Origin of the sequence: Pseudomonas sp. PB103 (assembly GCF_009764635.1) — a bacterium.
Classification (GTDB): Bacteria; Pseudomonadota; Gammaproteobacteria; order Pseudomonadales; family Pseudomonadaceae; genus Aquipseudomonas.
In genome coordinates, this window is the sequence record NZ_RWIL01000173.1 from 21,387 (window position 1) to 39,312 (window position 17,926).

Annotated in this window: 19 protein-coding genes and 1 tRNA gene; 14 read left to right on the plus strand and 6 right to left on the minus strand. The window is 59.8% G+C overall.

From position 1 onward, the window contains the following. Positions 1–89: 89 nt before the first annotated feature. From EJA70_RS29920 to EJA70_RS29965, 10 genes are read left to right on the plus strand one after another with little or no spacing between them, the layout of a single operon-like run. Positions 90–1,052: a DUF523 and DUF1722 domain-containing protein gene (locus tag EJA70_RS29920; RefSeq protein ID WP_158836163.1), complete on the plus strand. Its 963-nt coding sequence runs from the start codon at positions 90–92 to the stop codon at positions 1,050–1,052. Beyond that, positions 1,052–1,993 carry a MerR family transcriptional regulator gene (locus EJA70_RS29925; protein ID WP_158836165.1) on the plus strand — a complete coding sequence of 314 codons (942 nt, stop codon included), beginning with the start codon at positions 1,052–1,054 and terminating at the stop codon, positions 1,991–1,993. The genes EJA70_RS29920 and EJA70_RS29925 overlap by 1 nt, the downstream gene beginning before the upstream one ends. 16 nt (positions 1,994–2,009) lie before the next feature. Then, a complete protein-coding gene (phrB, locus tag EJA70_RS29930) occupies positions 2,010–3,455 on the plus strand; it encodes a deoxyribodipyrimidine photo-lyase (protein WP_158836167.1) in 1,446 nt (481 codons plus the stop codon). Beyond that, entirely contained in the window at positions 3,448–3,870 is a 423-nt protein-coding gene (locus EJA70_RS29935) for a nuclear transport factor 2 family protein (protein WP_158836169.1), read from the plus strand. Before phrB ends, EJA70_RS29935 begins: the two co-directional genes overlap by 8 nt. Next, the gene (locus EJA70_RS29940) at positions 3,867–4,649 is read left to right on the plus strand and encodes an SDR family oxidoreductase (RefSeq protein ID WP_158836171.1); all 783 of its coding nucleotides are present in this window, start codon (positions 3,867–3,869) and stop codon (positions 4,647–4,649) included. The genes EJA70_RS29935 and EJA70_RS29940 overlap by 4 nt, the downstream gene beginning before the upstream one ends. Continuing rightward, complete coding sequence (locus tag EJA70_RS29945) at positions 4,646–5,893, plus strand: NAD(P)/FAD-dependent oxidoreductase (protein ID WP_158836173.1); 1,248 nt, start codon at positions 4,646–4,648, stop codon at positions 5,891–5,893. The genes EJA70_RS29940 and EJA70_RS29945 overlap by 4 nt, the downstream gene beginning before the upstream one ends. Then, the gene (locus tag EJA70_RS29950; protein WP_158836175.1) at positions 5,890–6,705 is read left to right on the plus strand and encodes a DUF1365 domain-containing protein; all 816 of its coding nucleotides are present in this window, start codon (positions 5,890–5,892) and stop codon (positions 6,703–6,705) included. The genes EJA70_RS29945 and EJA70_RS29950 overlap by 4 nt, the downstream gene beginning before the upstream one ends. Beyond that, positions 6,692–7,957 carry a cyclopropane-fatty-acyl-phospholipid synthase family protein gene (locus EJA70_RS29955; protein WP_158836177.1) on the plus strand — a complete coding sequence of 422 codons (1,266 nt, stop codon included), beginning with the start codon at positions 6,692–6,694 and terminating at the stop codon, positions 7,955–7,957. Before EJA70_RS29950 ends, EJA70_RS29955 begins: the two co-directional genes overlap by 14 nt. Then, positions 7,950–8,441 carry a DUF2878 domain-containing protein gene (locus EJA70_RS29960; RefSeq protein ID WP_158836179.1) on the plus strand — a complete coding sequence of 164 codons (492 nt, stop codon included), beginning with the start codon at positions 7,950–7,952 and terminating at the stop codon, positions 8,439–8,441. The genes EJA70_RS29955 and EJA70_RS29960 overlap by 8 nt, the downstream gene beginning before the upstream one ends. 52 nt (positions 8,442–8,493) lie before the next feature. Further along, on the plus strand, positions 8,494–8,799 hold the full coding sequence (locus EJA70_RS29965; protein WP_053123751.1) for a YkgJ family cysteine cluster protein: 306 nt from the start codon (positions 8,494–8,496) through the stop codon (positions 8,797–8,799). A 95-nt stretch (positions 8,800–8,894) separates the two neighbouring features. Here EJA70_RS29965 and EJA70_RS29970 read toward each other — a convergent pair whose 3' ends face one another. The 6 genes from EJA70_RS29970 to hemA all read right to left on the minus strand — a co-directional run bounded on the left by EJA70_RS29970 (position 8,895) and on the right by hemA (position 14,256). Then, entirely contained in the window at positions 8,895–9,413 is a 519-nt protein-coding gene (locus tag EJA70_RS29970) for an acyloxyacyl hydrolase (RefSeq protein WP_158836181.1), read from the minus strand. 113 nt (positions 9,414–9,526) lie between these two features. Further along, the gene (gene murI, locus EJA70_RS29975; RefSeq protein ID WP_158836183.1) at positions 9,527–10,318 is read right to left on the minus strand and encodes a glutamate racemase; all 792 of its coding nucleotides are present in this window, start codon (positions 10,316–10,318) and stop codon (positions 9,527–9,529) included. Then, positions 10,311–11,066, minus strand: coding sequence for a molybdopterin-synthase adenylyltransferase MoeB (locus tag EJA70_RS29980; protein WP_158836185.1), 756 nt, complete (start codon positions 11,064–11,066; stop codon positions 10,311–10,313). Before EJA70_RS29980 ends, murI begins: the two co-directional genes overlap by 8 nt. Continuing rightward, positions 11,060–11,890: a peptide chain release factor N(5)-glutamine methyltransferase gene (prmC, locus tag EJA70_RS29985; protein ID WP_158836187.1), complete on the minus strand. Its 831-nt coding sequence runs from the start codon at positions 11,888–11,890 to the stop codon at positions 11,060–11,062. Before prmC ends, EJA70_RS29980 begins: the two co-directional genes overlap by 7 nt. After that, the gene (prfA, locus tag EJA70_RS29990; RefSeq protein ID WP_158836189.1) at positions 11,891–12,973 is read right to left on the minus strand and encodes a peptide chain release factor 1; all 1,083 of its coding nucleotides are present in this window, start codon (positions 12,971–12,973) and stop codon (positions 11,891–11,893) included. After that, positions 12,970–14,256 (minus strand): glutamyl-tRNA reductase, encoded by a 1,287-nt coding sequence (gene hemA / locus EJA70_RS29995; RefSeq protein ID WP_158836191.1) that lies wholly within the window; start codon positions 14,254–14,256, stop codon positions 12,970–12,972. The genes prfA and hemA overlap by 4 nt, the downstream gene beginning before the upstream one ends. 350 nt (positions 14,257–14,606) lie before the next feature. On the opposite strand from hemA, the gene EJA70_RS30000 reads away from it, so the two are divergent. From EJA70_RS30000 to EJA70_RS30015, 4 genes are all read left to right on the plus strand, one after another. Beyond that, complete coding sequence (locus EJA70_RS30000; protein ID WP_158836193.1) at positions 14,607–16,331, plus strand: tetratricopeptide repeat protein; 1,725 nt, start codon at positions 14,607–14,609, stop codon at positions 16,329–16,331. A gap of 3 nt (positions 16,332–16,334) precedes the next feature. After that, the gene (lolB, locus tag EJA70_RS30005) at positions 16,335–16,952 is read left to right on the plus strand and encodes a lipoprotein insertase outer membrane protein LolB (protein ID WP_016987219.1); all 618 of its coding nucleotides are present in this window, start codon (positions 16,335–16,337) and stop codon (positions 16,950–16,952) included. 3 nt (positions 16,953–16,955) lie between these two features. Continuing rightward, on the plus strand, positions 16,956–17,807 hold the full coding sequence (gene ispE, locus EJA70_RS30010) for a 4-(cytidine 5'-diphospho)-2-C-methyl-D-erythritol kinase (protein ID WP_158836195.1): 852 nt from the start codon (positions 16,956–16,958) through the stop codon (positions 17,805–17,807). A gap of 36 nt (positions 17,808–17,843) precedes the next feature. Beyond that, positions 17,844–17,918: transfer RNA gene (locus tag EJA70_RS30015), tRNA-Gln, on the plus strand. Positions 17,919–17,926 lie beyond the last annotated feature (8 nt).

Sequence of the window (17,926 nt, forward strand, 5' to 3'; positions counted from 1 at the left end):
AAATGATTTGACTTGTACACCTTTGAATCTATGCTAAGCCAATGTTGTACAGAGATTGATCTCTGTACAGGTTTAGATTCGAGGTGCCTATGCTTGCCCTTCCCGCCGCCAAACCGAAAATCGCCATCAGCGCCTGCCTGATGGGTGCCGAGGTGCGCTACAACGGCGGACACAAGGAATCACGCCTGTGCAGCCGCACCCTCACTGAATATTTCGATTTCACCCCGGTCTGTCCGGAAGTCGCCATCGGCCTCGGCATTCCGCGCGAGCCGATCCGCCTCGTCGGTGATCCCGACAATCCTGAAGCCATCGGCACAGTGAATTCGGCGATCAACGTCACCCAGCCACTGGCGGCGTACGGCGAGCAAATGGCCGCCGAACTCGAGGGCATCTGCGGTTACATCTTCATGCAGCAATCGCCGTCCTGCGGGCTGGAACGGGTCAAGGTCTACCACGCCAACGGCGCGCCGGTGAATGGCGGCGGACGTGGCATCTACGCCCAGGCCTTCTGCGCACAACACCCGGATTTGCCGGTGGAAGAAGCCGGACGCCTCAACGATCCGGTGCTGCGGGAAAACTTCATCACCCGCGTCTTCGCCTACAGTGCCTGGCAGCAAGTCCTCGCCGACGGCCTCAGCCGCCGCGCCCTCACCGAATTTCACTCGCGCTACAAATACCAGTTGATGGCCCACAATCCGCTGCAATACAAGGCGCTGGGCAAGCTGCTGGGCAACATGGCGCACAGCGATCCGGCCGAACTCGGCCCGCGTTATTTCAGCGAGCTGATGGCGGCGCTGAAAAAATGCGCAACGCGCGGCACTCATTGCAACGTGCTGCTGCACATCAGTGGATATCTGAAGCAAGTGATCAGCGCCGAAGACAAACAGGAAATGGTCCACGTCATCAGCCAGTACCGCCTCGGCATCGTGCCGCTGGTGGTGCCGTTGACGCTGCTCAAGCATCACTTTCGCCAACACCCCGATCCGTACATCGCGCAACAGGTTTACCTGCAACCGCACCCGGAAAACCTCAGCCTGCGAAACGCCATCTGATGAACGACAAACCCGATTCCAGCGCCCAGGAAGACCTCGGCGCCGACTTCAAGAAAGCCCTCGACGAAGGCTGGCTGCCGATCCGCGAAGTCGCGCGGCAGACCGGCGTCAACGCGATCACCCTGCGCGCGTGGGAGCGACGTTATGGACTGGTCATCCCGCAACGCACACCCAAGGGACATCGGCTGTATTCGGCCGAACATGTGCAGCGGATTCTGACCATCCTGACCTGGCTCAATCGTGGCGTCGCGGTCAGTCAGGTCAAGCCGCTGCTCGACACCCCGCAAGCTTTCACGCCCACCGAGGAGAACGATTGGCACCCGCTGCGTCAGACGTTGCTGGCGGCGGTCATCCAGCTCAACGAACGCAACCTCGACGACAGCGTCAATCAAGCGATGGCGCTCTACCCGCCGCGCACCTTGTGCGAGCAGTTGCTGATGCCGCTGCTGGCCGATCTCGAACAGCGTTGGCAGGGCCAATTTGGTGCGCAGATGGAGCGCGTGTTCTTTTTTTCCTGGTTACGCAGCAAATTCGGCGCACGCATCTACCATAACAACCGTCAGTTGCACGCCGCGCCCTTGTTGTTGATCAACCATTCCGACCTGTCACTGGAACCTCATCTGTGGCTATGCGCGTGGCTGATCAGCAGCGCCGATTGCCCGGTGCAAGTCTTCGATTGGCCGTTACCGGCCGGCGAATTGGCACTGGCGGTCGAACACCTGCAGGCTCGTGGCGTACTGCTGTATTCCAGCAAAGCGATGAACCTGGCGCAGCTCCCCAAGCTACTGAACGGAGTCAGTTGTCCAAAAATGATTGTCGGACCAACGGTATGCATCCACCACGCCGAGTTGTCCGTAAGAACTTCCGAGATCACTGATGTGTACCTGGCTGAAGATCCGCTCTCGGCGCACCAGGCACTCGTTCAGTGTGGGCTGATTTAATGATGGATTTAATCTCATGCAACTGATCTGGCTGCGCAGCGACTTGCGCCAACACGACAACACCGCCCTCGCGGCCGCCGCAGCCCGCGGCCCGACCGTGGCCGTGTACTTGTTGAGCCCGCAGCAATGGCTGGATCACGACGATGCCGCGTGCAAGGTCGACTTCTGGCTGCGCAATCTCAAAGAGCTGAGCCACAGCCTCGACGCGCTGAACATTCCCTTGTTGATTCGCACCGCCACTCATTGGGATCACGCCCCGGCGGAATTGCTCAAACTGTGCCGCGAACTGCAGATCGAAGCGGTTCACGTCAACGAAGAATACGGCGTGCACGAAAGCCGTCGCGATGCCGCAGTGGCCGAAACCCTGCGGGCCGAGGGCATTGAGTTTCACAGCTACCTCGATCAGTTGCTGTTCAAACCTGGCACGGTGCTGACCAAGACCGACACTTACTTCAAGGTCTTCAGCCAGTTCAGAAAGGTCTGTTACGAACGCCTGCACCGCTCGATGCCGGCGCTTGTCAAGGCGCCGGGCAAGCAGTCAAAACTCAAGATCGACAGCGACCCGATACCTGATTCGGTCAAAGGCTTCGCCACCCCGAGTGAATCCCTCCAAGCCCTTTGGCCGGCGGGTGAAAAAGAAGCGCGGCGCCGCCTCGACACCTTCGCTGACGCGCAAATCGATTACTACAAAAGCGAACGAGACTTCCCGGCCAAACCCGGCACCAGTCAACTCTCCGCCTATCTGGCGGCGGGCGTGATCTCGCCACGTCAATGCCTGCATGCCGCGCTGCAAAGCAATCAGGGCGAATTCGAAAGCGGCAAGGTCGGTGCGGTCACCTGGATCAACGAGCTGCTGTGGCGCGAGTTCTACAAACACATTCTGGTCGGTTATCCACGGGTCTCGCGCCACCGCGCCTTCCGCCCGGAAACCGAGGCGCTGGCCTGGCGTGATGCGCCAGAGGAGCTTGCCGCCTGGCAAGAAGCGCGCACCGGCCTGCCGATCATCGACGCGGCGATGCGCCAATTGCTCGAAACCGGTTGGATGCACAACCGTCTGCGCATGGTCGTGGCTATGTTCCTGACCAAAAACCTGTTGATCGACTGGCGCGAAGGCGAACGCTTTTTCATGCGCCATCTGATCGACGGCGACCTGGCGGCGAACAACGGTGGCTGGCAATGGAGTTCATCGACCGGCACCGATTCCGCGCCGTACTTCCGGATTTTCAACCCGCTGAGTCAGTCGGAGAAATTCGACAGCGAAGGCCTGTTCATCAAGCACTGGTTACCGGAACTGGCCGGGCTGAACAAAAAGCAAATCCACAACCCGGCGAGCCTCGGCGGGCTGTTCGCCGTCGCCGATTATCCGTCACCCATCGTCAACCTCAGCGCCTCACGCGACCGCGCACTGGCCGCCTTCAAGAACCTGCCATCGCGCACGGTAATGGAGGGCGATGATGAGTGAATTCCTGCGCCGCTTCGCCCGGCAATTCTGCGAGTTGAACAGAGACAACCTGCACCGGCTGGGCGAGCTGTACAGCGATGACATTCACTTCACCGATCCGCTGCATGAAGTGCAGGGATTGCAACAACTGCACGAATATTTCAGTGAGCTGTACGCCAACGTCAGCGAGCTGCGTTTCGACTTTCACGGCTTCGACCAGATCGGCGACGGCGAAGGTTATCTGCGCTGGGTCATGAGTTATCGCCATCCGCGTCTGGCGGGTGGCCAGGTGATTCGCGTCAGCGGCTGCTCGCACCTGCTCTGGCGCGACAAGGTTTATCGCCACCGGGACTATTTCGATGCCGGGGCGCTGTTGTATGAGCATTTACCCGTATTGGGCCGGGTGATCGCCTGGCTAAAAAGGAGAATGGGATGAGTCGTACACCTCCACGGCGTTATTGGTTGACCGGGGCCAGCAGTGGCATCGGCGCGGCGCTGGCTGAAGAAATTCTCAAAACCGGGGCGCACCTGGCAGTGAGTTCTCGCCAAACCGCCCCGCTCAAGGTCTTGTCGCAGCGCTATCCCGGCCAGGTGCTGGTGGTGCCGGGGGATTTGACCAACAGCCAGACCGTGCGTGAAATCGGTGAGCAGATCACCGAAGACTGGGGCTCGCTGGACTCGGTGATCCTCAACGCCGGCACCTGTGAATATGTCGATGCCAAGCAATTCGATGCGTCGATCATCGAGCACGTGGTGCGCACCAATTTGCTCGCCAGCAGCTACTGCATCGAAGCCGCCCTGCCCTTGTTACGCAAAGGCACAGCGCCGCACCTGATCGGCGTCGCGAGTTCGGTGACCTACCTGCCGCTGCCGCGAGCCGAAGCCTATGGCGCATCGAAAGCCGGACTGCGTTACCTGTTCGAATCGCTGCGCATCGATCTGGCGGACGAAGGCATTGAAGTCACCGTGGTCAGCCCCGGTTTCGTCGAAACGCCACTGACCGCCAAGAACGATTTTCCGATGCCGCTCAGTTGGCCTGTGGATAAAGCTGCGCGGCATATCTTCACCAAACTCAAAGATCGTCCGCTGGAAATCGCCTTTCCGGCCTTGTTCATGGCCGCGCTGTGGCCGTTGTCGAAACTCCCCGCCAGGCTGCAACTGGCGATCGGCAAGCGCATGGTGCGCAAGTCACCGCCGCTGCGGGATCCGGCATGAAAATCGCCATCGTCGGCAGCGGGATCGCCGGGCTCACCTGCGCCTACCTGCTCAATCGCCGACATGACGTGCACGTGTTCGAGGCCAGCGACTGGGTCGGTGGCCACACGCACACGGTCGAGGTGACGGTCGACGGCCAGCAGTACGCGGTGGACACCGGTTTTATCGTGTTCAACGACTGGACCTACCCGAATTTCATCCGTTTGCTCGGCCAACTCGGCGTGGCGTTCAAACCGACTGAAATGAGTTTCTCGGTGAGCGATCCAGACTCCGGCCTGGAATACAACGGCAACAACCTCAACAGCCTGTTCGCCCAGCGCAGCAATCTGTTGTCGCCGGGGTTCTGGGGCATGTTGCGCGACATTCTGCGCTTCAATAAAGAAGCCCAGCGCGACCTCACCGAATTGCGCATCGCCAGCGACATGACCCTCGACGACTACCTGAAAGCAGGTAACTACGGCGAGCGTTTTATCCTGCATTACATCGTGCCGATGGGCGCGGCGATCTGGTCGATGCCGATGGCCGAGATGCTCAAATTCCCGCTGCAGTTCTTCGTGCGCTTCTTCAAGAACCACGGGCTGTTGTCGGTCAGTGATCGTCCGCAATGGCAAGTCATCGAAGGCGGCTCAAGCGCCTACGTGGCGCCGCTGAGCGCTTCGTTCAAAGACAAGATCCGCCTCAGTTGCCCGGTGACGCGCGTCGATCGCGATGAACACGGCGTGGTTATCCACAGCCCGGACGGGATCGAGCATTTCGACAAAGTGGTGTTCGCCTGCCACAGCGATCAAGCCCTGCAATTGCTCGCCAGCCCCAGCGATGCCGAACGCGAAATCCTCGGCGCCCTGCCCTACGCCGATAACGAGGTGGTGCTGCACACCGACACACGCCTGCTGCCGACACGCAAACTGGCGTGGGCCAGCTGGAACTATCGCCTCGGTGGCCCCGGCCATACTCACGCCGCAGTCACTTACGACATGAACATTCTGCAAGGCATTCAGAGCGATACCACGTTCTGCGTCAGCCTCAATCAGAGTGCCGGCATCAGCCCGTTCAAAGTGCTCGCCAAATACACCTACGCCCATCCGCAATACAGCCTCGCGGCGGTGGCGGCACAGCATCGCTGGGCGGAACTGGACGGTGCGCAACACACGCATTATTGCGGCGCCTATTGGGCCAACGGTTTCCATGAAGACGGCGTGGTCAGCGCCTTGCGCGTGGCGTCGGCGTTCGGGGAAACCCTATGAACAGCGCCCTGTACAGCGGCTGGATCGGCCATCGGCGTTTTTCGCCGCGCCAGCATGCATTCCGCTACCAGATCGGCTTGCTCTATCTCGACCTGAGCGAGCAGGACGCGGTGCTGGCGTTATCGCCGCTGGCGGGGCGCAGTCGCTTTGCGCCATTTTCTTTTCGCGAGACCGATTACCTGAAGACCTTTACCAGTCGCGGCGTAAGCCTGATCGATGCCGTGCGCCAGTTGGTCGGCGCGGCCATCGGCCACGAACCACAAGGCTCAGTCTGCCTGCTGACCCAGGCGCGCAGTTGGGGCTTGTCGTTCAATCCGGTGAGTTTTTTCTATTGCCACGAAGCCGACGGGCAACTGGCGGCGATTGTCTGTGAAGTCACCAACACGCCATGGCGCGAGCGTTATCACTACGTGTTGCCGGCGCGCGCACCGCTCAGCCGGCAAGATCTGCATCAACATTTTGCGGTGGCCAAGGCGTTTCACGTTTCACCGTTTTTGCCGCGTGATCTCGAATACCGCATGAGTTTCAGCCCCGCCGCACAAACCCTCGGCGTGCACATGGCCGACTGGCAGGGCGAGGACAAACTGTTCGATGCGACGCTCAATCTGCAACGCGAAAGCCTCGACCGTCACAGCTTGCATCGTTACTTGCGGCGCTTCCCGTGGATGACCGCGAAAACCGCTCTAGCGATTTACTGGCAAGCGCTACGGCTGCTGCTCAAACGCGCACCGATCTTTGCTCATCAGGCTGCCAACGGCAGCTTTAAAACCGCCACTGTGCCTCCCAAGGAGCACCGCCATGAAATCCTCTAGCCTGTCGGTCAGTCGGCTCAGCACTAACGGTTTGACCGGATCGCTGCTGCGCCGCGGTGTATTGCGCCAATTGGGTCAACTCAAACACGGCCAACTGCTGGTGGTCGAGGATGGCGAACGCTTGATGTTCGGCACGCCGGGCAGTGCGTTGCTCGGGGAGATCCATGTACTGGATTCGGCCGTCTGGGGCATGGTCGCCAGCAATGGCTCGATCGGCGCGGGCGAAGCGTTTATTCACGGTTACTGGAGTTCGCCGGACCTGACGGCGGTGGTGCGCGTGTTCGTCAGCAACCTCGACGTGCTCGATGCAATGGAGGGTGGCCTGGCCCGTCTCAGCCGGCCGTTGGTGCAAGGCCTGCACTGGCTCAACCGCAACACGCGCAAGGGTTCGCAGAAGAACATCGCCGCGCACTACGACCTTGGCAACGATCTGTTCGAGCAATTTCTCGACCCGACCATGATGTATTCGGCGGCGCAGTTCCTCTCCCCCGAAGACACCCTGGAGCAGGCGCAGTTGAACAAACTGGAGCGTATCTGCCAGAAACTCTCGCTCAAGCCCAGCGACCATTTGCTGGAGATTGGCACGGGCTGGGGCAGCATGGCGCTTTACGCCGCGCAGAATTACGGTTGCCGCGTGACCACCACAACACTATCGAAAGAGCAGTACGCCTTCACCGCCCAACGTATCGAACAACTGGGTTTGCAGGATCAAGTGACGCTGCTGCTCGAGGACTACCGCGACCTCACCGGCGAGTACGACAAACTGGTGTCGATCGAAATGATCGAAGCGGTCGGCCATCGCTTCCTGCCGACCTACTTCAAACAGTGCGCGCACTTGCTCAAGAGCAACGGTTTGATGCTGATTCAGGCGATCACCATCCGCGAGCAGCGCTACGAACAGGCCAAACGCGGCGTCGATTTCATTCAACGCTATATCTTCCCCGGCGGCGCCCTGCCCTGTGTACAGAAGATGCTCGAAGTGGTCAGCCGCGACACCGACATGAACCTGCTGCACATGGAAGATTTCGGCCTGCATTACGCCAAGACCCTGCGCCTGTGGCACGAGAACTTTCGCCGTGCCCATGGTCGTTTGACCGAGTTGGGTTACGACGATTATTTCCTGCGGTTGTGGGAATTTTACCTGTGCTACTGCGAAGGAGGATTTCTCGAACGCACCATCGGCACCGCGCAATTGCTGCTGGCCAAACCCGCAGCGATGACCGCGCCGCTGCTTGGCCGCTTCGATGCTTGAGCGTGTCGCCAATGCCGTGCTGTTCCAGATCGGCTGGCTGACCTGCGTGCTCGGCGGCAACAGTCTGTGGTTGTTGCTGGCGCTGGCGGTACTGGTGGTGCATTTGAGCTGGATCAGCAGTTGGGCGGCTGAAGGGCGTTTGATTCTCAGCGTAGTGATTGTCGGCACGGCGGTGGACAGCCTTTTGCGTGCGGTGGGGGTGTTTGAGTTTCAGGATCAATCGCCACTGATTCCGTTGTGGCTGATGCTGCTGTGGGCATTGCTTGCGACCACCTTGCGTCATTGTCTGCAATGGAGTGGCCGGCCCTGGTGGCTGGCAAGTGGGTTGGGCGCGGTCGGTGGCGCGTTGTCGTATTACGGCGGTGGACGACTGGCCGGGGTGCAATTTCCCTACGGCGAGTTACCAACGCTGATCGGCATCGGCCTGCTCTGGGCACTGCTGTTTCCGCTTTTGCACACCATGGCTCGGCGTTTGGCGCACTGAGCGTCTGTCAGACCTTTCACACGCAGATCGACCACTGCCTTACACTGGCGCCATGAAAACCATTCCCCACCAGCAAATCACCGAGCCTGCCGTTACTTGCTCAACCTGCGCGGCGTGCTGCTGCCAGCTCGAAGTGATGCTGATCACCGACACCGGCGTGCCTGATCGCTTTATCGATACCGATGAGTGGGGCGGCGAAGTGATGCTGCGTCTGGACGACGGCTGGTGCGCGGCGCTGGATCGCGACACGATGATGTGCACGATCTACGAAAAACGCCCGCTGATCTGCCGCGAATTCGAAATGGGTGCGCCTGAGTGCCTCGAAGAACGCCAGGGCATTACCACCGCGTATCGCTGATCCCATAAACAAAAGATCGCAGCCTTCGGCAGCTCCTACATGGGATTGAGTTTCACCTGTAGGAGCTGCCGAAGGCTGCGATCTTTTGATCGTGCTTACAACGGCATTGTGTAGTGCAGCGCGTAGCTTTCTACGCCGTCGTTACTACTGGCCAGGCCGGCGTTGGAATAGTGCGTCGCACGGATTCCGACTTCATGCCCGCCATTGAAACGCAGACCAAAACCGAGACGGTCTTCGAACTGGAATGAGCCGCCAATGTTGTTGGATTCGTACTTGGTGTTGGAGAACGCGGCGACGCCGATCCCCGCTTCGATATACGGTTTGACCGACTGACCGGCAAACTCGTAAACAAACACCGGCGAGAACGACAGGCTGTTGTTGCTGGAGGTCTTGTCACCTTCCCAATAGGTATAGGCGCCACTCCAGTAACCGGTCAGGCGACCGACGTCACTCTGCAGCCAGCTCTTGTCCCAATCAAAATTCATCCCCAGGCGGTAGGTCATGGTTGAATCGCTGGTGGCCCCCACTGCGAATTCAACGCCTGCGGCTTGTGCGGTAAAACTTTGCCCCATCAGTGCGGCCGCAATCGCGGCCAAGCAGAACAGTCGCTTCACTTTGAAACTTCCTTTTCCGGAACGATCGTTTGGTTTTTAAGGTGATTCAACGCTATAGAAATCTGCGCTTCAACAGAAGTTCAGCCTATTTCCATGTTTGTTTCACATTATTTTTACAAATCGAAGGGGTGCACGCTGCCAGACGAATGCCACAGCATAGGAAGGACTTTTCTGAAATGACCCGGATCGGCGCTGGTCCAGAACTTCGCCGCTTGACTTGGCCCTTCGGCGAGTAGCTCGCGCTCGGCCAACAAGCGCTGAAGTTGCCGCGCCACGGCGGCGCCAGTGTCGATCAAACTGATGTGCGCAGGGATCATCGACTTGAGCATCGGCTTGAGGAAGGGATAGTGCGTGCAACCCAGAATGATCGTGTCGCAACCGTTGGCCAGCAGCGGATCGACATAACTTTGCAGCAGCGTGCGCAACGCAGCGCTGTGCAGATCGCCGCTTTCAATCAACTCGACCAGCCCGGGGCAAGGCTGGGTAATCACGCGCACATCGGTGGCGAAGCGATCGAGCAAGGCGGCGAACTTGGCGCTCTGCAACGTGCCGGTGGTGGCGAGTACGCCCACGACTCCGCTGCGGGTCGCGGCAGCCGCCGGTTTGACCGCAGGCTCCATGCCGACCAGCGGCCAATCGGGAAAATCACGCCGCAGATCGGCGACACCGGCAACGGTCGCGGTATTACAGGCCAACACCAACGCCTTGGCGCCCTGCTCGCGGAAAAACCCGGCCATCACGCTGCAACGCTGGCGAATGAATTCCGGGGTTTTCTCGCCGTAGGGAATGTGACCGCAATCGGCGACGTACAGCAGCGATTCATTGGGCAGCAAGCGCTGGATTTCTGCCAGTACCGACAAGCCGCCGACCCCGGAATCGAACACGCCGATCGGCGCTTCACGCATGGCGCGAGCCACAGACGCTGCAACCCGGATCACGCTTGACGCGCAGCTCACGGAAACGCGAGCCCAGTGCATCGATCAGCAACAGACGGCCTACCAGCGGTTCGCCGAAACCGACCAGCACCTTCAACGCTTCCAACGCCTGAAGGCTGCCGACCAGACCCACCAGAGGCCCGACCACGCCTGCTTCGCTGCAGGTCAGTTCGGCTTCGCTGCCGTGGCCGTACAAGCAGTGATAGCACGGGCTTTCATCGCGACGCGGGTCGAACACCGACAGTTGCCCTTCCAGGCGAATCGCCGCACCGCTGACCAGCGGTTTGCGCGCAGCCACACACGCAGCGTTGACGGCCTCACGGGTGGAAAAATTATCCGAGCAGTCGAGCACCAGATCCACCGCTGCCACGGCGGCGGCGAGGGAATCCTCGTCCAGTGCCTGACGATGGGCGATCAGTTGAATCTCGGGATTGATCGCGCCCAGACGCTTGAGCGCCGAGTCGACCTTGCTCATGCCGACGCTGTCGGTGTCGTGAATGATCTGCCGTTGCAGGTTGGTCAGATCGACTGTGTCGAAATCCGCCAGATGCAATTCGCCGATACCGGCCGCCGCCAGATACAACGCCACCGGCGCGCCCAGGCCGCCGAGACCGACGATCAGCACGCGACTGTCCTTGAGCTTCAACTGGCCATCGATGTCGATGTGTTGCAGCAGAATCTGCCGGCTGTAGCGCAGCAATTCCTGATCATTCAGCACGGCAGGCGTCCCAGACTGATGCGTTGATGACCGCCCAGATCGGTGCGGCTGTGGACTTCTTCAAAGCCGCGCGTCAGCAACAGATCACGCACGGCTTCGGCTTGATCATAGCCGTGTTCGAGCATCAGCCAGCCACCGGCCTGCAGATGCTCGGGGGCTTGAGCGACGATCAAGCGCAGATCATCGAGGCCGTCTTCGCCGGCGACCAAGGCACTGGCCGGTTCGAAGCGCACATCGCCTTCAACCAGATGCGGATCGGCGGCGGCAATGTACGGCGGGTTGCTGATGATCAACTGAAAACGCTGACCGGCCAACGCGCTGAACCAATGGCTGCTGAGTACCGTGGCGTTGTTCAAATGCAGGCGCTGGCGATTGCGTTCGGCGAGGGCCACGGCTTCGAGCACACGATCCACGGCAGTGACTTTCCACGCCGGACGCTCGCTGGCCAAGGCCAAGGCAATCGCGCCGCTACCGGTGCCGAGATCGAGCACTGTGGCCGGAGTCGCGGGGAGCAATTCCAGCGCCGCTTCCACCAGCAACTCCGTGTCCGGGCGCGGGATCAGCGTGTGCGGCGCGACTTCCAGATCGAGTTTCCAGAAACCCTGCTGACCGAGAATGTAGGCCACCGGTTCGCCGCCACGACGACGTTGCAGATACTCGGCAAAGATCAGCGCCGCGTCACTCGGCACGATGCGCTCGGGCCAGGTGTGCAGAAAGCTGCGCGACTTGCCCAGTGCGGCGGCCAGGAGCAATTCGGCGTCCAGACGCGCGGTGGGCGAGTCCGGCAGTTCGGCGGCGCGCAACAGGCTGGCAATGATGGTCATTTATTCACCTATCGCGGCGAGTTGGTCAGCCTGGTATTCGGCCAGCAACGGCTCGATCACCGCATCAACGCCACCGGCGAGAATTTCATCGAGGGAATACAGGGTCAGGTTGACGCGATGATCGGTAACCCGGCCCTGAGCAAAGTTGTACGTGCGAATGCGTTCGGAGCGGTCGCCGGAACCGACCAGCAATTTGCGCTCGCTGGCGATGGCATTCGCCGCCGCTGCGGTTTGCTGATCGTTGAGTTTTGCCGACAGCCAGGCCATCGCCCGGGCACGGTTCTTGTGCTGGGAACGCTCTTCCTGACACTCGACGACGGTGCCGGTCGGAATGTGCGTAATGCGGATCGCCGAATCGGTGGTGTTGACGTGCTGACCGCCGGCCCCGGAGGAGCGGAACGTGTCGACGCGCAAATCCGCCGGGTTGATCTCGATGGCTTCGCGCTCGTCGGGCTCGGGCAATACCGCTACGGTGCAGGCCGAGGTGTGGATACGGCCCTGGGATTCGGTGGCAGGTACACGCTGAACGCGGTGCGCGCCGGATTCGAATTTCAGCTTGCCGTAAACGTTGTCGCCCTCAATGCGCGCGATGACTTCTTTATAGCCACCGTGTTCGCCTTCGTTCTCCGAGAGGATCTCCACGCGCCAGCCGCGACGCTCGGCGTAACGCGAGTACATGCGGAACAGGTCGCCGGAGAAGATCGCCGCCTCGTCGCCACCGGTGCCGGCGCGAATTTCGAGGAAGACGTTGCGGCCATCGTTGGGATCCTTCGGCAGCAGCATGCGTTGCAGGTCGGCTTCCAGGGTGATCAGCGATTCTTTGGCTTCGCGGACTTCTTCCACGGCCATTTCACGCATGTCCGGGTCGTTGTCCTTGAGCAGCGCCTGCGCGCCTTCGAGATCGCTTTGTACGCTGAGAAGCTTTTTATAGCCTTGTACGACCGGCTCGATTTCGGCGTATTCCTTGGAATAGGCGCGGAATTTGGTCTGATCGGCAATGACTTCACCGTCGCCGAGCAGCGCGGTCAGTTCCTCGAAACGGTCCTGGAGGATGTCCAGCTTATTGTGCAGTGACGCTTTCATTGCGGTTTTTTATCCGAAAAGCTATCCGGTGAGCCCTCAAGGGCAAAGAGTTCCTGGGCCATGGCCAGCGCATCGAGGCGGCCTTCGGCAGAAAGCTTTTTCAGCTGCACGCTGGGCGCATGCAACAGTTTATTGGTCAGGCCACGGGCCAGTTGCCCGAGCACGTCTTCGGCGTTGCCGCCGTTGGCCAGCAGACGCAGGGCTTTTTGCAGCTCCTCGTCGCGCAGGCGTTCGCTCTGTTGACGATAGGCCTTGAGCACATCGACCGCCGCCAACTCGCGCAGGCGCACCATGAAATCGTCGGCACCGACCGCAACCATCTCTTCGGCGGCTTGCGCTGCGCCCTGACGGCTCTTGAGATTTTCGGCGACCACTTCGTGCAGATCGTCGACGCTGTAGAGGTAAACGTCGTCCAACTCGCCGACTTCTGGCTCGATATCACGGGGAACGGCGATGTCGACCATGAAGATCGGCTTGTGCTTGCGCAACTTCAATGCGCTTTCTACCGCGCCCTTACCAAGAATCGGCAACTGACTGGCGGTCGAACTGATGACGATGTCGCTGCGCACCAGTTCTGCCGGGATGTCCGAGAGCAGCACTGCATGGGCGCCGAATTGTTCGGCGAGCAGACTGGCGCGCTCCAGCGTGCGGTTGGCGACGACGATGCGCTTCACACCCAGCTCGTGCAAATGGCGGGCGACCAGCGTGATGGTCTCGCCGGCGCCAATCAGCAGGGCCTGGCTGCGTTGCAAATCACTGAAAATCTGTTTCGCCAGGCTGACCGCCGCAAATGCCACGGACACCGGGTTTTCACCGATGGCGGTGTCGGTGCGCACCTGTTTGGCGGCATTGAACGTCGCTTGAAACAGTCGCCCGAGCAGCGGACCGATGGTGCCGGCCTCGCGGGCCACGGCGTAGGCCGATTTCATCTGGCCAAGAATCTGCGGCTCGCCCAACACCAGCGAGTCGAGCCCGGAGGCGACGCGCATCATGTGACGAACTGCCGCATCATCTTCATGCACATAAGCACTCGCGCGCAGCTCATCGAGGCTTAAATGATGGTAATCGGCCAGCCAGCGCAGCACGATATCCGCCGACAGCTGATCCTGTTCTATATAAAGCTCACTGCGATTGCAGGTCGAAAGGATCGCAGCTTCGCGGCTGTCGGTCAGTCGGCAGAGCTGCTGCAAGGCTTCCACCAGTTGCTCAGGCGTAAAGGCCACGCGCTCGCGGACGTCTACTGAAGCAGTCTTGTGGTTGATACCGAGTGCAAGGAAGGCCATTCAAAGTCGCTGATGGTGACGTGAAGCCGGCAATTGTCCTACTTCGCCAGATTCAGAACAACTATTGGATATCTATCGCCCTTATTGTATCCACCTTATGCTGCGATCCATTCTCGTTCATGTACACACCACCGTGTAGGAGCTGCCGCAGGCTGCGATCTTTTGATTGATCGTTCCCCCGCTCGGCGTGGGAATGCAGCCCGGGACGCTCCGCGCCTCAATCAACGTCAAAAGATCGCAGCCTGCGGCAGCTCCTACAGGGCGATCAGCGTAAATTGCCTGAGCGGTTATGTTTGGCCGAAAGCTTGTGTCATGATGATCCGACCGCAGGTTAGTCGTCCTCTTCCTATATGAATAGATCTTCCGCGTTGCTCCTTGCTTTTGTCTTCCTCAGCGGCTGCCAGGCCTTGGCACCCGTGTCGCCGGACGGTACACCGCCGGTCGAAGACACCACGCCCGTGCCTGAAAAGCCCAAGGTTTACAGCTCGTTCAGCGAGGAAACCGTTTTCAGCCTGTTGAGTGCCGAACTCGCCGGCCAGCGCAATCGTTTCGACATTGCCCTGGACAACTACGTGACTCAGGCGATCAATACGCAGGATCCGGGCGTCTCCGAGCGCGCCTTCCGTATCGCCGAATATCTGGGCGCGGATCAGCCTGCGCTGGATACCGCACTGATCTGGGCGAAAAACGCGCCGGACGACCTCGAAGCGCAACGCGCCGCTGCCGTGCAACTGGCGCGCGCCGGGCGTTACGACGACTCGATGGTCTATATGGAGAAAGTCCTGCAAGGCAAGGGCGACACCCATTTCGACTTCCTCGCCCTGTCGGCGGCTGACACTGATCAAGAGACCCGCAACGGTCTGATGAAAAGTTTTGACCGTTTGTTGCAGCGTCATCCGAACAACAGTCAGCTGATTTTCGGTAAGGCTCTGCTCCTGCAGCAGGACGGCGACAATAAAGCGGCCCTGACCCTGCTCGAAGACCATCCGCCGGAAGAAGGCGAAATCGCTCCGATTCTGCTGCGCGCCCGTCTTCTGCAGATCATGAACCGCGGCGACGAAGCCCTGCCACTTCTGCAAAAAAGCATCAAGAAATATCCGGACGACAAGCGCCTGCGCCTGACTTACGCGCGCATGTTGGTTGAGCAAGACCGGATGGACGATGCCAAGGCCGAGTTTTCCAGCCTCGTTCAGCAATACCCGGAAGACGACGAACTGCGCTATTCGCTGGCATTGGTGTGTCTGGAAGCCAAAGCCTGGGACGAGGCCAAGGGTTATCTGGAAGACCTGATCGCCCGTGAAAGCCACGTCGATTCGGCGCACCTGAACCTGGGCCGTATTGCCGAAGAGCGCAACGACCCGCAAGGCGCACTCATCGAGTACGCCCAGGTCGGCCCCGGCAACGACTATCTGCCGGCGCAATTGCGTCAGGCCGATATTTTGATGAACAACGGCAAGACCGCTGAAGCGCAAAGCAAACTCGCCGCCGAGCGTGACGAGCAACCGGACTACGCGATTCAGCTGTACCTGATCGAATCGGAAACCCTGTCGGCCAACAAACAGGACGACAAGGCCTGGAAAGTCTTGCAGCAAGCCTTGTTGCAATACCCGGACGATCTGAATCTGCTCTACACCCGGGCGATGCTCGCGGAAAAACGCAACGACCTGGCGCAGATGGAAAAAGACCTGCGCCTGATCATCAAGCGTGATCCGGACAACGCCATGGCGCTGAACGCTTTGGGTTACACCCTGTCCGATCGCACTACCCGCTACGCTGAAGCCAAGGCGCTGATCGAGCAGGCGCACCAGATCAATCCGGAAGACCCGGCCGTACTCGACAGCCTCGGCTGGGTGAATTACCGCATGGGCAATCTGGATGACGCCGAGACATACCTGCGTCAGGCGCTGGAGCGTTTCCCTGACCACGAAGTCGCCGCTCACCTGGGCGAAGTGTTGTGGACCAAGGGCAATCAGCGTGAAGCCAAACAAATCTGGGGCAAATTCCTCAAGGATCAGCCCGACAGTACCATTCTGCGCAGCACCATCAAGCGCCTGACCGGATCCGAGACTCTTTAACTCATGTTTTTGCGCCACGTTATTGTTTTCAGCTTCATCGCCCTGCTCGCTGGCTGCTCGGGTTTCGGCACCCGTGAATCGGTCGAGGGCCACGGCAGTCCGGCTCAATGGGCCGCGAACAAACAGCAACTGACCGGGCTCGACGGCTGGCAGATCGACGGCAAGATCGGCATCCGCGCACCGAAAGATTCCGGTAGCGGCACGCTGTTCTGGCTGCAACGTCAGGATTACTACGACATTCGTCTGTCGGGCCCACTGGGTCGCGGCGCCGCACGCCTGACCGGGCGTCCGGGCAAGGTGTCGCTGGAAGTCGCCAATCAGGGCCGCTACGAATCGCAATCCCCGGAAGCCCTGCTTGAAGAGCAGTTGGGCTGGAAACTGCCGGTGTCGAATCTGGCCTGGTGGGTGCGTGGCCTGCCGGCTCCGGACAGCAAAAGTCGCCTGAACCTGGACGCCGACAGCCGTCTGGCCAACCTGGAACAGGATGGTTGGAAAGTCGAATACACCGCTTACACCGAACAAAATGGTTACTGGTTGCCCGAGCGCATCAAGCTGCACGGCACCGACCTCGACGTCACGCTGGTGATCAAGACCTGGCAACCGCGCAAGTTGGGGCAATAACGCATGACCGCTGCACGCCTGACCCTGCCCTCGCCGGCCAAACTCAACCTCATGCTGCACATTCTCGGGCGCCGTAAAGACGGTTATCACGAGTTGCAGACGCTGTTTCAGTTTGTCGATTACGGCGACGAAATCACTTTTGCCGTGCGCGATGACGGCGTGATTCAGCTGCACACCGAGTTTGCCGGCGTGCCGCATGACAGCAATCTGATCGTGCGCGCAGCAAAAATGCTTCAGCAACAGTCCGGCTCTACGCTTGGTATGGACATATGGATCGACAAAGTGCTGCCCATGGGCGGCGGCATTGGTGGCGGCAGTTCAAATGCGGCGACCACTTTGCTCGGCCTCAATCATTTGTGGCAACTGGGCTGGGATGAAGATCGCCTGGCTACTCTGGGCCTGACGCTGGGTGCCGACGTCCCGGTTTTCGTCCGTGGTCACGCAGCTTTCGCCGAGGGCGTGGGCGAGAAACTGACCCCGGTCGATCCCGAAGAACCGTGGTATCTGGTGCTCGTACCGCAAGTCTCTGTAAGTACGGCAGAAATTTTTTCCGATCCTTTGTTGACACGTAACACGCCGCCCATTAAAGTGCGCCCCGTTCCCGAGGGAAACAGTCGAAATGACTGCTTGCCGGTGGTTGCAAGGCGTTATCCAGAAGTACGTAACGCATTGGATTTGTTAGGTAAATTTACCGAAGCAAAACTCACCGGAACTGGAAGTTGTGTGTTTGGGGGCTTCCCAAGCAAAGCTGAAGCTGATAAAGTCTCGGCCCTTCTGACAGAGACCCTTACAGGGTTTGTAGCAAAAGGCAGCAACGTTTCGATGTTGCACCGCAAGCTGCAAAGTCTGCTCTAAAGGAACCAAGTGCTCGGCACTTGATGCAACAGATACAGGGGCGTCGCCAAGCGGTAAGGCAGCAGGTTTTGATCCTGCCATGCGTTGGTTCGAATCCAGCCGCCCCTGCCATTTTCTAT

Excerpts from the sequence above, each read along its gene's own strand:
- EJA70_RS29945 (WP_158836173.1), top strand. The coding sequence starts at position 4,646 with ATGAAAATCGCCATCGTCGGCAGCGGGATCGCCGGGCTCACCTGCGCC.
- phrB (WP_158836167.1), top strand. The coding sequence starts at position 2,010 with ATGCAACTGATCTGGCTGCGCAGCGACTTGCGCCAACACGACAACACC.
- EJA70_RS29925 (WP_158836165.1), top strand. The coding sequence starts at position 1,052 with ATGAACGACAAACCCGATTCCAGCGCCCAGGAAGACCTCGGCGCCGAC.
- EJA70_RS29965 (WP_053123751.1), top strand. The coding sequence starts at position 8,494 with ATGAAAACCATTCCCCACCAGCAAATCACCGAGCCTGCCGTTACTTGC.
- ispE (WP_158836195.1), top strand. The coding sequence starts at position 16,956 with ATGACCGCTGCACGCCTGACCCTGCCCTCGCCGGCCAAACTCAACCTC.
- EJA70_RS30000 (WP_158836193.1), top strand. The coding sequence starts at position 14,607 with ATGAATAGATCTTCCGCGTTGCTCCTTGCTTTTGTCTTCCTCAGCGGC.
- EJA70_RS29935 (WP_158836169.1), top strand. The coding sequence starts at position 3,448 with ATGAGTGAATTCCTGCGCCGCTTCGCCCGGCAATTCTGCGAGTTGAAC.
- EJA70_RS29955 (WP_158836177.1), top strand. The coding sequence starts at position 6,692 with ATGAAATCCTCTAGCCTGTCGGTCAGTCGGCTCAGCACTAACGGTTTG.
- lolB (WP_016987219.1), top strand. The coding sequence starts at position 16,335 with ATGTTTTTGCGCCACGTTATTGTTTTCAGCTTCATCGCCCTGCTCGCT.
- murI (WP_158836183.1), bottom strand. The coding sequence starts at position 10,318 with ATGCGTGAAGCGCCGATCGGCGTGTTCGATTCCGGGGTCGGCGGCTTG.
- EJA70_RS29960 (WP_158836179.1), top strand. The coding sequence starts at position 7,950 with ATGCTTGAGCGTGTCGCCAATGCCGTGCTGTTCCAGATCGGCTGGCTG.
- EJA70_RS29950 (WP_158836175.1), top strand. The coding sequence starts at position 5,890 with ATGAACAGCGCCCTGTACAGCGGCTGGATCGGCCATCGGCGTTTTTCG.
- EJA70_RS29940 (WP_158836171.1), top strand. The coding sequence starts at position 3,867 with ATGAGTCGTACACCTCCACGGCGTTATTGGTTGACCGGGGCCAGCAGT.
- EJA70_RS29920 (WP_158836163.1), top strand. The coding sequence starts at position 90 with ATGCTTGCCCTTCCCGCCGCCAAACCGAAAATCGCCATCAGCGCCTGC.
- hemA (WP_158836191.1), bottom strand. The coding sequence starts at position 14,256 with ATGGCCTTCCTTGCACTCGGTATCAACCACAAGACTGCTTCAGTAGAC.
- prfA (WP_158836189.1), bottom strand. The coding sequence starts at position 12,973 with ATGAAAGCGTCACTGCACAATAAGCTGGACATCCTCCAGGACCGTTTC.
- prmC (WP_158836187.1), bottom strand. The coding sequence starts at position 11,890 with ATGACCATCATTGCCAGCCTGTTGCGCGCCGCCGAACTGCCGGACTCG.